The sequence below is a fragment of the Paramagnetospirillum sp. genome (assembly GCF_058402745.1).
The window spans coordinates 251,588-265,550 of record NZ_JBZVFI010000019.1 but is presented as its reverse complement, the minus strand read 5'-3'; the positions used below and the strand labels follow the sequence as shown (position 1 = coordinate 265,550).

The window sequence follows — 13,963 nt, the reverse complement described above, 5'->3', positions numbered from 1 at the left end:
CATGGATGCCCACGGCGTTCTGCAAGTACTGCTGCTTGCCTCCCTCGTGCTGGCGATCACGCCGGTTCTCGGGCGCTACATGGCCTGGCTGTTCCAGGCCGCTCCCGGCCCCCGCGAGGCCGCCCTGTTCCGTCTGGTCGGCGTGGATGCCGGGCGGGAGCAGGGTTGGGCGGCCTATGCCGTCTCGCTGCTGATCTTCCATCTGCTGGGGGTGCTCGGCCTCTACGCGTTGCTGCGGCTGCAGCACCTGCTGCCGTTCAATCCCGCCGGCCAGGGGCCGGTGCCGTCCGACCTCGCCTTCAACACCGCCATCAGTTTCGCCACCAACACCAACTGGCAGAATTACGGCGGTGAAGGCACCATGAGCCACCTGTCCCAGATGGCCGGGCTGGCCGTCCAAAACTTCCTGTCGGCGGCGGCGGGCATCGCGGTGGCGGCGGCGCTGATGCGCGGCTTCGCCCGCCACTCCGCCCGCACGGTGGGCAATTTCCACGTGGACGTCGCCCGCATCACCCTCGGATTGCTGCTCCCCCTCTGCCTGGTGGGCGCCCTCGTGCTGGTGGGCCAGGGCGTGCCGCAGAATTTCGGCGCCCCGGTGGCGGCCACCACCCTGGAGGGCGCCGCCCAGGCCATCGCCCAGGGGCCGGTGGCCAGCCAGATGATGATCAAGCATCTGGGCACCAATGGCGGCGGCTTCTTCAACGCCAACGCCGCCCATCCCTACGAGACCCCCGACGGCCTGGTGAACCTGATTCACATGCTGGCCATCTTCGCCATCGGCTGCGGCCTGACCGACGCCTTCGGCCGCATGACCGGCGACCGCCGCCAGGGAAGGGCGCTGCTGGCCGCCATGGCGGTGCTGTTCCTGGCCGGGCTGGGGGCCGCCTGGTGGGCCGAGGCCCAGGGCAACCCGGCCCTGGGCGGCATGGCCAACATGGAGGGCAAGGAGGTCCGCCTGGGCATCGCCGCCTCGGTGCTGTTCGCCACCGTCACCACCGCCACCTCGTGCGGCGCGGTCAACGCCATGCACGATTCCCTGCTGCCGCTGGCCGGCATGATCCCCATGGTCAACATGCTGCTGGGCGAGGTGGTGGTGGGCGGCGTCGGCTCGGGCCTCTACGGCATCCTGGTCTTCGCCCTGCTGACGGTGTTCATCGCCGGCCTGATGGTCGGCCGCACGCCGGAATACCTGGGCAAGAAGATCGAGGCCCGCGAGGTCAAGCTGGCGGTGATCGCCATCCTGGCCGCCCCCGTGGCGGTGCTGGGCCTGGGCGGGCTGGCCATCGCCCTGCCGGCCGGGCAGGCGGGTATCGCCGCCGCCGGGCCGCACGGCCTGTCCGAGGTGCTGTACGCCTTCGCCTCGGCCGGCAACAACAACGGTTCCGCCTTCGGCGGCCTGTCGGGCAACACCCTGTTCTACAACGCCGTCCTGGCGGTGGCGATGATGATCGGCCGCTTCGTCGTCATCGTTCCGGTTCTGGCCATCGCCGGCGGGCTGGCCGCCAAGAAGTCCGTGGCCCCGTCCGCTGGCACCTTTCCCACCCATGGCCGGCTGTTCGTCGCCCTGCTGGTCGGCGTCATCCTGGTGGTGGGCGGGCTGACCTACTTTCCCGTCCTGGCGCTCGGCCCGGTGGTCGAGCATCTGGCCCTGGCCGCCGGCACCCTGTTCTAGAGGCGATTCCCATGAGCATCCATCGTCCGCAAGCCCTGTCCCTGTTCGATGGCCCCATCCTGGCCCGGGCGGGCCGGGACGCCGTCGCCAAGCTGGACCCGCGCCAGCTGGTGCGCAATCCCGTCATGTTCACCACCGCCCTGGTGTCGCTCGCCGCCACCGCCCTGACCCTGCGCCATGTGGCCGAGGGCGGCGGGCAGGCGGGGGTGATGATCCAGATCACCGCCTGGCTGTGGTTCACCGTGCTGTTCGCCAATTTCGCCGAGGCCATCGCCGAGGGGCGCGGCAAGGCCCAGGCGGCCAGCCTTCGGCGCACCAAATCCGAGACCATGGCCCGCAAGGTGGCCGACCTGTCGGGGAACGGTCCCATCGAGGTTTCCGCCGCCAGCCTCAAGGCCGGCGATCTGGTGATCTGCGAGGCGGGCGACGTCATTCCCGGCGACGGCGACGTCGAGGCGGGGATCGCCACCGTGGACGAAAGCGCCATCACCGGCGAATCCGCCCCGGTCATCCGCGAATCGGGCGGCGACCGTTCGGCGGTGACCGGGGGCACCCGGGTGGTGTCCGACCGCATCGTGGTGCGCATCACCGCCAATCCGGGCGAATCCTTCCTCGACCGCATGATCAGTCTGGTGGAAGGGGCCAAGCGGCAGAAGACCCCCAACGAGATCGCGCTCTCCATCCTGCTGGTGGGCATGACCCTGATCTTCCTGGTGGTGGTGGCCAGCCTGCCGGCCTGGGCCTCGTGGTCGGGGACCTCGATTCCCATGGTGTTCCTGATCGCCCTGTTCATCACCCTGATCCCCACCACCATCGGCGGCCTGCTGTCGGCCATCGGCATCGCCGGCATGGACCGGCTGGTGAAGTTCAACGTCATCGCCAAGTCGGGCCGGGCGGTCGAGGCGGCGGGCGACATCGACGTGCTGCTGCTGGACAAGACCGGCACCATCACGCTGGGCGCCCGTCAGGCGGCGGAGTTCCTGGCCCTGCCCGGCGTGGCGGAGCGCGAACTGGCGGAAGCGGCCTTTCTCTCGTCGCTGCCCGACGAGACGCCCGAGGGCAAGTCCGTCGTCACCCTGGCCCGGACCCGCTTCGGCTTCGCCGATCCCGTCGCCGGCATGACCTTCGTCCCCTTTTCCGCCCAGACCCGCATGAGCGGGGTGGACATGGACGGCGCCTGTATCCGCAAGGGCGCCTCCGACGCCATCCTCCGCCACGTGGCCGATGCCGTTCCGCGCGACCTGATGCCGCTGGTCGAGAAGGTGGCCAAGGCCGGCGGCACGCCGCTGGTGGTGGCCAGGAACGGCCGGGCCCTGGGTGTCATCCACCTGAAGGACATCGTCAAGCCCGGCATCCGCGAACGCTTCCTCACCCTGCGGGACATGGGCATCCGCACGGTGATGATCACCGGCGACAACCCGCTGACCGCCGCCGCCATCGCCGCCGAGGCCGGGGTGGACGACTTCCTGGCTGAGGCGACGCCCGAGCGCAAGCTGGAGCTGATCCGCGACTACCAGCGGGGCGGGCGGCTGGTCGCCATGTGCGGCGACGGCTCCAACGACGCCCCCGCCTTGGCCCAGGCCGACGTGGGGGTCGCCATGAACACCGGCACCCAGGCGGCGCGCGAGGCCGGCAACATGGTGGATCTGGAAAGCGATCCCACCAAGCTGATCGAGATCGTCATGATCGGCAAGCAGCTGCTGATGAGCCGCGGCGCGCTGACCACCTTCTCCATCGCCAACGACGTGGCCAAGTACTTCGCCATCATCCCGGCGCTGTTCCTGGCCTCCTATCCCCAGTTGCAGGCCTTGAACGTCATGGGACTGGCCAGCCCGCAAAGCGCCATCCTGTCGGCCATCGTCTTCAACGCCCTGATCATCGTCGCGCTGATTCCGCTGGCGCTCCGGGGCGTGCATTACCGCCCGGCCGACGCCGAGACCCTGCTGCGCCGCAACCTGCTGGTCTACGGCCTGGGCGGGCTGGTGGTGCCTTTCGCCGGAATCAAGCTGATCGATCTGGGCCTTGGCGCCCTCGGCCTCGTCTGAAGGAGTTCGATGATGTGGAAGGATCTTCGTGCCTCGTTGCTGCTGCTGGTCCTGCTGACCGCCGTGACCGGCTTCGCCTATCCCGGCGCGGTAACCGCCGTGGCCCGTCTCGTCTTTCCCTGGCAGGCGGGCGGCAGCCTGATCGAGAGGGACGGCCGGGTGGTGGGCTCGGCGCTGATCGGCCAGGACTTCACCTCGGCCGGCTATTTCTGGGGCCGCCCCTCGGCGGCGCCCAGGCCCTACGACGCCGCCGGTTCCGGCGCCAGCAACCTGGCTCCCAGCTCCAGGGGGCTGGCCGAGGCGGTGGAGGGGCGCCGGGCGGCCCTGGCCGAGGCCCATCCCGGTCAGTCGGCCCCCATTCCCGCCGATCTGCTGACCGCTTCCGGGTCCGGCCTGGACCCCCATCTCAGCCCGGCGGCGGTCCACTGGCAGGTAAAGAGGGTGGCCAATGCCCGCCACGTCTCCCAGGACGAAATCCGCAAGCTGGTGGAGCGCTTCACCGAGGGGCGCGAGCTGGGCGTGCTGGGCGAGCCCCGGGTCAACGTCCTGGGCCTCAATCTGGCCCTCGACGAGACGTGGCCGATAAGGTGAACATGGCTCCATGACCAGCGACGAGCAACGCCCGTCGCCCGACGCCCTTCTCGCCCAGGCCAAGCGGGAGGGGCGGGGGCGTCTGAAGATCTTCCTCGGCGCCGCGCCCGGGGTGGGGAAGACCTATGCCATGCTGTCCGCCGCCCACGAGCGGGCGAGGGAAGGCATCGACCTGGTTGCCGGGGTGGTCGAAACCCACGGCCGCCGCGAAACCGAGGCCCTGACCGTCGGGCTGGAGGCTTTGCCGCCCCGGCAGGTGGACTACCGGGGCCGCACGTTCCGCGAGATGGACCTGGATGCGGTGCTGGCCCGGCGCCCGACCATCGCCCTGGTGGACGAGCTGGCCCATACCAACGTGCCGGGCTCGCGCCATCTCAAGCGCTGGCAGGACGTCGAGGAAATCCTGGCGGCCGGGATCAGCGTCTATGCCACGCTGAACATCCAGCATCTGGAAAGCCTGAACGACGTGGTCGAGCGGATTTCCGGGGTCAAGGTGCGCGAGACCCTGCCCGATGGCGTGCTGGCCGGCGCCGACGAGATCGAGCTGATCGACCTGCCGCCCGCCGACCTGATCAAGCGTCTGAACGAGGGCAAGGTCTACGTCCCGGAGCAGGCGCGCCGCGCCGTCGATCACTTCTTCTCGCCCGGCAACCTGACCGCGCTGCGCGAAATGGCGCTGCGCCACGCCGCCGAGCGGGTGGACGCCCAGATGGTGGATTACATGCGCTCCAACGCCATCGCCGGTCCCTGGCCGGCGCGCGAGCGCATCATGGTCTGCATCGACGAGCGGGCGGATTCCGACCGGCTGGTCCGCGTCGCCAAGCGTGCCGCCGATCGCCGGGGCGCCGCCTGGGTGGCGGTGACGGTGGAGACCTCGCACGCCCTGACCCTGCCCGAGGCCGACAAGGACCGCCTGGCCGCCGCCATGCGCCTGGCCGCCCAGCTGGGGGGCGAGACGGCCCACCTGCAGGGCGAGGACGTGGTCGCCGCCATCCTGGCCTGCGCCGCCGAGCGCAACGCCACCCAGATCGTGGTCGGGCGGCCCCGGCGGCTGCGGCTGGCCGACCGTCTTGCCGCCACGGTCACCGACCGGCTGGTGGCGCGGGGCGGCGCGTTCAACATCCTGGTGGTCGGCGACGATTCGGAGACACCGCGCAAGGCGCCGAGGATGCCTCCGCCACCGTCCGAGCCCCGGGACTGGCAAGGCCTCGCGCTGGCCCTGGCGGCGACCGGGGCCGCCACCGGCCTGGGCTTCGCCATCGATCCGTGGCTGCCGGCGGCCAGCATCTCGGTGGCCTATCTGCTGGCGGTGCTGGTGGTGGCCATGCGGTTCGGCCTGCAACCCTCCATCCTGGCCTCGGTGGCGAGCTTCCTCGCCTTCAACTTCTTCTTCACCGAGCCGCGCTTCACCTTCGCCGTCTCGGACGTGCAGAACCTGCTGACCCTGGCCTTCTTTCTGATCGCGGCCTTCATCGTCTCGGGCATGGCCAGCCGGCTGCGCGCCCAGGTCCAGGCCAGCCGGGAAAGCGCCCGGCGCACGGTCAACCTCTACGATTTCGGCCGCAAGGTGACGGCGGCGGCCACCCTGGACGACGTGCTGTGGGCGGTGGTCCATCACGTGGCCGACACCATCCGGGGCCGCTCGCTGGTCCTGATGCCGGCCGAGGGACGGCTGTCCGTGATGGCCGGCTATCCGCCCGAGGACCAGTTGGACGACAAGTCGGCGGCCGCCGCCGACTGGGCCTGGACCCACGGCAAGGTGGCGGGGCGGGGATCGGCGACCCTGCCCGCCGCCCTGTGGCTGTTCCTGCCGCTCCGCACCGGGCGCAGCGCCGTCGGGGTCCTGGGCGTGCAGATGAGCGAGGACGCCGACCTGCCCAGCCCGGCCCAGATGCGTCTGCTGGAAACCCTGGCCGACCAGGCGGCGGTGGCCATCGAGCGCACCACCCTGGTGTCCGACATCGAGACGGCGCGGGTGGCGACCGAGCGCGAGCGCCTGCGCTCGGCGCTGCTGTCGTCGCTGTCCCACGACCTGCGCACGCCGCTGGTGTCGATCATGGGGGCGGCCAGCAGCCTGATCAGCTACGACGACATCCTGGAATCCGCCGACCGCCGCGACCTGGCCCAGACCGTCCAGGACGAGGCCGAGCGCCTCAACCGTTTCGTCCAGAACCTGCTGGACATGACCCGGCTGGGCAGCGGCACGCTCAAGCCCCGCATCGACTGGGCCGACCTGTCCGATATCGTGGGCGGCGCGGTGGAGCGCGCCCGCAGGCTGTCCCACCAGCACACCGTCAAGGTCGACATCGAGCCCGGCATGCCGCTGCTCTGCGTCGATGCCGTGCTGATGGGCCAGGTGTTCTTCAACCTGCTGGACAATGCCTGCAAGTACTCGCCGCCCGGCACCACCATCAAGGTCTGGGCGCGCAAGGCCGCCGACCACGTCGCCCTCGAGGTGGCGGACCAGGGGCCGGGCATTCCCGAGGCCGACCGCGAGAAGGTGTTCGACATGTTCTACCGGGTCGGCCAGACCGACAGCCAGCCGGCCGGTACCGGGCTGGGGCTGGCCATCTGCCGGGGCATCGTCGAGGCCCATGGCGGCACCATCCGGGCGGAAGCCGGCTTGCACGGGGCGGGTACCGCGATCATCATCCGCCTGCCGCTGCCCCCCGCTCCGGGCGTGGCGGCGGAGGAGGGGTGAGCATGCCCGGCCGCATCCTGGTCATCGACGACGAACCGCAGATCCGCAAATTCCTGCGCATCTCGCTGGCCGCCAACGGCTACGAGGTGGGGGAGGCGGAATCCGGCGCCGCCGGCCTGGCCGCCTTCCGCGCCCGCGCTCCCGATCTGCTGATCCTCGACCTCGGACTGCCCGACATGGACGGGCAGGAGATCATCTCCGCCGTGCGCCAGGACTCCGACGTTCCCATCGTCGTGCTGTCGGTGCGCGCCCAGGAACTGGACAAGGTCGAGGCCCTGGACCGCGGCGCCAACGACTACGTCACCAAGCCGTTCGGCGTCGCCGAGCTGATGGCCCGGGTCCGCGCCGTGCTGCGGTCCCGGACTTCCCGCGACGGCGCCCAGGTGGTGGAGGCCGGCCCGCTCAGGATCGATCTCGACCGGCTGGTGGTGACCCGGGAGGGGGCCGAAGTGCATCTGTCGCGCAAGGAATGGGACCTGCTGGCCTTCCTCGCCCGCCGGCCGGACCACGTGCTGACCCACCGGCTGATCCTCAAGGAGGTCTGGGGCCCCGCCCACCTGGAGGACACCGCCTACCTGCGGGTCTACGTCAACCAGCTGCGCCAGAAGCTGGAGGACGATCCCGCCCAGCCGAAGCTGATCGTCACCGATCCCGGTGTCGGGTACCGGCTGAAACTCGATCCGTAGAAGGCCGTCGAAGCTCATTCTCCCGTCGTCCCGGACTCACCGACGATGACGCACGAGGTTGCTCTCCCGACCCCGGCTCAAGGCCGGGGGGAGCGGCAGCGCTTCCGCGTCTACTCCGCCGACGCCGGGCGTGTATGGGATGATCTTGGACGGAGCGTGGCGCCTCCTATTCTCGGGAGGCGACCGGAAGGGAAGGGAAGGGAAGGGAAGGGAAGGGAAGGGAAGGGAAGGGAAGGATCTGCGGGGTGTCCGGAAAAGCAAGTTGTCCCGGGGGTATTTCCGTATTTCCCCGCCGATGCTTTGACCTATAGATTCTCCTTTGGAGAGGAACCCGGCGGAGAGGGGAGAGCTGGATGACCGACGGGGCGGGAAAAGGGCCGAGACCGGCCTGGTTGGGAGGGAGGCGCAGTATCCGCCACAGCCTGCTGACGCGGGCCATCTTCATCGTGGTCATGGTGGTGGGCGCGCTCGCCCTTTCCACCTATTTCCTGATCGTCGTTCCCGTGATCGACCGGCTGGCGGACAGCCAGATGCGGCAGACCGCAGGCGAGCTGGAGGGGCGTGTCCACCGGCTGCTGGCCACCGTGGAGATCACCCTCAACACCAGTCGCCACTGGGGCATGAACGGCAGCCTGGACCTCGATCAGCTGCATCGGTTCAACGAGTTCTTCTTTCCCATTATCGACAATCACCCGGAGATATCCTCGGTGATCTTCGCCCAGGACACGGGGCGCGAGATTCTTCTGCTGCTGACGCCGGAGGGCAAGTGGGTCAACCGCCTGAGCGACCCGGACCGCTGGGGCAAGAAGACGGTCTGGATCACCTGGAGCGCCAGCCGGGTGATCGAGAAGACCGAGGAGCTGGAGCGGGACTACGACGCCCGCACCCGTCCCTGGTTCAAGGGGGCCATGGCCATGGAGCGCGACGACGGCGTCTTCTGGACCGCGCCCTACATCTTCTTCACCACCAGGGAACCGGGAGTCACGGCGGCCAGCCGCTGGACCGCCGCCGACGGCAGCCGCTTCGTCATCGCCCACGACGTCAAGCTTCTCGACCTTTCCCACTTCACCCGGCAGGTCAGCGCCGGTCCCCATGGAGTGGGGATGCTGCTTGACGACCAGGGCCGGCTGATCGGGGTGCCGCGCTCCGAGCGGTTCAAGGACGACGAGGAAATCAAGAAGGCGGTCCTCCGGCCGCTGGCCGAGCAGAACCTGCCGGCCGAGGCCGCCGGCTGGGGCCTCTGGGACGCCAGCGGGCGGCCGGACGGCGCCGTCCTGTCGACGACGGTCGGCGGCGAAACCTGGTTCTCCTATTTCCATCGCCTGTCCATCGGCACCCAGTCGCTGTGGCTGGCGGTGGTGGCGCCACGCGGCGATTTCGTGCCGGCCGGCCGCGAGCAGATGCTGTTGCTGGTCGCCCTGATCCTGGGGGCGCTGGGAATGGCGGCGGCGGTGATCCTTCCCATGGCCCGCCGCTTCGCCGCGCCTCTCGAGGAACTGGTGCGCGAAAGCGCCCGAATCGGTCACATGGATCTGGTCCGGCCGGTCGGCATCGTCTCCGGCCTGACGGAAATCTCCGAACTGGCCGCGGCCCAGGAGGCCATGCGCGAGGCGCTGCTGTCCTCGACCTCCCGCCTCGCCGAAGCCAACGCCACCCTGGAGGCCCGGGTCCTGGAGCGGACGGAGGAACTGGAACGGGCGCGCCTGACCGCCGAATGGTCGCGCCAGCTGATGCACGACATGGCGGATTCCCTGCCCTGCGCCGCCTTCCGTTTCGAGGCGGCGCCGGATGGCGAGCAGAGTTTCCGCTTCATCAGCGTCAAGGCCGAGGAAATCTGGGGGTACTCGCCCGAGGAACTGATGGACGATCCCGACCTGCGGTTCTGGCGCATTCATCCCGACGATGTGGAGGAAGCGAGGCGGACCCAGGAGGACGCCCTGATCAACGGCCTTTCGACCAATCTGCTCTACCGGGTCATGAACCGCCAGGGCGAGGCCCGGTGGGTGGAGACCAGGGCGATCGCGTCGCGGCTGGCCGACGGCACCAAGGTCTGGAACGGCTATTGGCTGGACGTCACCGAGCGCGAGGAGGCCCTGGCCGCCATGACCGCCGCGGTCGAGGAGCAATCGGCCATCTTCCAGTCGGCGGGCCTGGGGATCGCCGTGCTGCGCGACCGCCGCATCGTTCGTCTCAACCGCCGGCTGGCCGAGCTGATGGGGTATGGGACGGGAGAACTGGAGGGGGAGAGCACCGCCCTGATCTTCGCCGACCCCGACGCTTTCGACCGCATGGGCCAGGAGGCCTATCCCGTGCTGGCCCGGGGCGAGACGTTCCAGGGCGACTGGCAATACCGCCGCAAGAACGGTTCGACGTTCTGGGGCCGGACGTCTGGCCGGGCCATCGATCCCGCCAATCCCGGCAAGGGTTCGGTGTGGATCTGCGACGACATCACCGAGCGGCGCGAATGGGAGGCGCGTCTCCAGCAGGCGGAGGAACGCCTGCGCGCCCTGACCAATTCCCTGCCGGTCGCCGTGTTCGAGATGCAAAGCCGCGACGGCCAGTTCTGGTTCACCTATATGGGAAAGCAGGTGCGCGGTGTCCTCGGCATCGGCGCCGATCAGATTCTCGCCAATGCGGGATGGCTGTACGGAGTGGCGCTCGAGGAGGATCGCGACGCGGTGGAACGCGCGGTGCAGGAGGCCGTCCATGGCCGCCAGCCGTTGTCGGTGACCTTCCGCCTCGACGGCCCCCAGGAGCCGGAACGGTGGATTCGGATGGATGCGCGGCCCTTCGCCGGCGATGACGTCGTTTCCACCTGGGCCGGCTTCTTCCAGGACGTGTCCGCCGTCAAGGCGGCCGAAGGCGCCCTGCGTCAGGGCAAGATGATGGCTGAGGACGCCACCCGCATGAAGTCGGACTTCCTGGCAAACATGAGCCACGAAATCCGCACCCCCATGAACGCCATCATCGGCATGAGCCATCTGGCGCTGAAGACGGAGCTGACGCCGCGCCAGCGCGACTATGTCGGCAAGATCCAGACCGCCGGCCAGCATCTCCTGGGGATCATCAACGACATTCTCGACTTCTCCAAGATCGAGGCGGGCAAGCTCTCCATCGAGCGGGCCGATTTCGAACTGGACAGGCTGCTCGACAACATTGCCGGCCTGCTGACCGAGAAGACCAACGCCAAGAGCCTGGAACTGGTGTTCGACGTCCCGTCCGAGGTGCCGCGCAACCTGGTGGGCGATTCCCTGCGCCTTGGGCAGATTCTCCTGAACTACGCCAACAACGCCGTGAAGTTCACCGAGAGGGGGGAAATCGACATCATCGCCCGGGTGAAGGAGCGGACGGAGACGGAGGTTCTGCTGTATTTCGCCGTTCGCGACACCGGAATCGGCCTTACCGGGGAACAGGCCGGCCGCCTGTTCCAGAGCTTCGAGCAGGCCGACACCTCGACCACGCGCAAATTCGGCGGCACCGGCCTGGGTCTCGCCATCTCCAAGCGTCTGGCCGAATTGATGGACGGCGAGGTCGGCGTCGAAAGCGAGTTCGGCAAGGGCAGCACCTTCTGGTTCACCGTCCGCATGGGGATCGGCGCGGCGCGCCGGCGCCGGCTGTTGCCCTCGCCGGACCTGCGCGGCCGACGTGTCCTGGTGGTGGACGACAACGCCAGCGCGCGCGCCGTTCTCGGCGAGATGCTGACCGGCATGACCTTCCAGGTGACGACCCGGGCATCGGGGGAGGAGGCGGTGGAGGAGGTCAAGCGCGCCGCCATCGCCGGAGCGCCCTACGAGGTGGTGATGCTCGACTGGCGCATGCCGGGAATGGACGGCATCGAGACGGCGCGTCAGGTGGCGGCGCTGGGCCTGGAACCGTCTCCCCATCTGCTGATGGTCACCGCCTATGGCCGGGAGGAGGTCCTGAACCAGATCGCCGAGGCCGGCATCGAGGACGTCCTCATCAAGCCGGTCAGTGCCTCGATCCTGTTCGATACCATCATGCGGCTGTTCGGCGGAGACGTCACCGAGAGCCCCTTCGACACGCGGCCCTCGTCGCTCCAGGAGGCGTTGCCCGCCATCGCCGGCGCCCGCATCCTGCTGGTGGAGGACAACGACCTCAACCAGGACGTGGCGACGGAGCTGCTGCGGGACGCCGGATTCGTGGTCGATGTGGCCGACAACGGCGCCGTGGCCATGATCCGGGTCCGGGAGAAGCCCTACGACGCCGTCCTGATGGATATGCAGATGCCGGTCATGGACGGCGTCTCGGCGACCAGGGAAATCCGCGCCATGGGAGGATTCGAGGATCTGCCCATCATCGCCATGACCGCCAACGCCATGCAGAGGGACCGGGACCGCTGTCTGGAAGTGGGGATGAATGACTTCATCACCAAGCCCATCGATCCCGACCAGTTGTGGGCGGCCTTGCTCCGCTGGATCAGGCCGCGGCAGGCCGCCGCCGCCGGGATTCCGGCACCGGCCGCTGCGTACGGAGGGGCGGAGGCAGGCGACATCCCGGCGATACCGGGGCTGGATGCCAAGGCCGGCCTGCGTCGGGTGCAGGGCAAGACGCGCCTCTACCTCTCGTCGCTCCGCAAGTTCGCCGCCGGCCGCCGGACGGTCTCTGCCGACATTCGGGCGGCGCTCGACGCCGGCGACCGGGAAACGGCGGAACGCATCGCCCACACCACCAAGGGACTGGCCGGCATGATCGGCGCCGACCAGATCCAGGATCTGGCGGCCGGATTGGAGGCCGCCATCGCCGAAGGCGCTCCGCGACCGGTGGCGGACGAAGGACTGGCGGCGCTGGAAGGTCCCCTGGCCACCCTGGTCGCCGCCCTGGAATCCGCCCTGCCGGCCGAGGAGGCGCCTGCCCCCGTCGCGGTCGATTCAGCGATCCTGACCGCCGTGTGCGAGCGGATGCGGAAGTTGCTTGCGGATGACGACGCCGAGGCCGACGATGTTCTGGAAGAAAATGCGGGATTGCTGAGCGCCGCTTTTCCCGCCGAGTTCCCCCGGATATGGTCGGCGGTCAAGGCGTTCGATTTCGAGTCCGCCCTGGCCGCCCTGGTCGAGGCCGTGGCGAGAAACCCGAGCCGACAAGAGGAAGCGTGATGGAACCCCAGGACATGATCGAACGGGCCACCATCCTCGCGGTGGATGACACGCCCGACAATCTGGCGGTGCTGAGCAGCCTGCTCAAGGACGAGTACCGGGTCAAAGTGGCGAGCGGCGGCGAGAAGGCCCTGAAGATCGCCGCCGCCGACAATCCCCCCGACCTGATCCTGCTGGACATCATGATGCCGGGCCTGGACGGCTACGAGGTCTGCCGTCGCCTCAAGGCCGATCCCCGAAGCCAGCATATTCCGGTGATCTTCCTCACCGCCAAGACCGAGGTGGATTCCGAGCGGCAGGGGCTCGACCTCGGCGCGGTGGACTACATCACCAAGCCCATCAGCCCTCCCATCGTGCTGGCCCGGGTGAAGACCCACCTGAAGCTCAAGGCGGCGGCCGATTTCCTGCGCGACAAGAACGACTTCCTGGAGCAGGAGGTGGCCAAGCAGACCCGGGAGGTGATGGCCATTCAGGACGTCACCATCCTGGCCATGGCCTCGCTGGCCGAAACCCGCGACCTGGAGACCGGCAACCACATTCGCCGGACCCAGTTCTACGTCAAGGCGCTGGCCACCAGGCTCCGTTCGCACCCCCGCTTCGCCGCCCATCTCGACGAGGGCACCATCGAGATGCTGTTCAAGTCGGCGCCGCTGCACGACATCGGCAAGGTTGGCATTCCCGACCGCATCCTGCTCAAGCCCGGGCGCTTCCAGCCGGAGGAGTTCGAGATCATGAAGACCCACACCACCCTGGGACGGGAAGCCATCGAGCATGCCGAGCACACGCTGGGCACCAAGGTCGAGTTCCTGACCGTGGCCAAGGAGATCGCCTTCTGCCACCAGGAGAAGTGGGACGGCAGCGGCTATCCCGGCGGGCTGTCCGGCGACGCCATTCCCCTGTCGGCCCGGCTGATGGCGGTGGCCGACGTCTATGACGCGCTGATCAGTCGCCGGGTGTACAAGCGGGCCATGCCGCATGAAGAGGCCGTGGCCATCATCGTCGAGGGGCGGGGAAAGCACTTCGATCCCGATATGGTCGATGCCTTTCTGGAAATTCAGGACGAATTCCGCGCCATCGCCCTCCGGCACGCCGATTCCGACGAGGACATGAAGCGCAAGGAAACCCTGGTCTCCATTTCCGGCAATGGTGCCTGA

Annotated in this window: 7 protein-coding genes; all 7 read left to right on the top strand. The window is 68.9% G+C overall.

What is annotated here, in order from left to right; genetic code table 11:
- The first annotated feature begins 1 nt into the window (after position 1).
- The 7 genes from kdpA (at position 2) to ACV4UZ_RS20505 (ending at position 13,963) form a co-directional block, all read left to right on the top strand.
- The gene (gene kdpA, locus ACV4UZ_RS20535) at positions 2-1,672 is read left to right on the top strand and encodes a potassium-transporting ATPase subunit KdpA (protein WP_491602644.1); all 1,671 of its coding nucleotides are present in this window, start codon (positions 2-4) and stop codon (positions 1,670-1,672) included.
- Positions 1,673-1,683: 11 nt separating this feature from the next.
- Positions 1,684-3,717 carry a potassium-transporting ATPase subunit KdpB gene (gene kdpB / locus ACV4UZ_RS20530; protein WP_491602643.1) on the top strand — a complete coding sequence of 678 codons (2,034 nt, stop codon included), beginning with the start codon at positions 1,684-1,686 and terminating at the stop codon, positions 3,715-3,717.
- 12 nt (positions 3,718-3,729) lie between these two features.
- Positions 3,730-4,308 carry a potassium-transporting ATPase subunit KdpC gene (gene kdpC / locus ACV4UZ_RS20525; RefSeq protein WP_491602715.1) on the top strand — a complete coding sequence of 193 codons (579 nt, stop codon included), beginning with the start codon at positions 3,730-3,732 and terminating at the stop codon, positions 4,306-4,308.
- A gap of 10 nt (positions 4,309-4,318) precedes the next feature.
- Positions 4,319-7,009: a DUF4118 domain-containing protein gene (locus ACV4UZ_RS20520; protein ID WP_491602642.1), complete on the top strand. Its 2,691-nt coding sequence runs from the start codon at positions 4,319-4,321 to the stop codon at positions 7,007-7,009.
- Positions 7,010-7,011: 2 nt separating this feature from the next.
- Entirely contained in the window at positions 7,012-7,695 is a 684-nt protein-coding gene (locus ACV4UZ_RS20515; protein ID WP_491602641.1) for a response regulator, read from the top strand.
- A gap of 353 nt (positions 7,696-8,048) precedes the next feature.
- The gene (locus ACV4UZ_RS20510) at positions 8,049-12,809 is read left to right on the top strand and encodes a response regulator (protein WP_491602640.1); all 4,761 of its coding nucleotides are present in this window, start codon (positions 8,049-8,051) and stop codon (positions 12,807-12,809) included.
- Positions 12,809-13,963: a response regulator gene (locus ACV4UZ_RS20505; RefSeq protein ID WP_491602639.1), complete on the top strand. Its 1,155-nt coding sequence runs from the start codon at positions 12,809-12,811 to the stop codon at positions 13,961-13,963. The genes ACV4UZ_RS20510 and ACV4UZ_RS20505 overlap by 1 nt, the downstream gene beginning before the upstream one ends.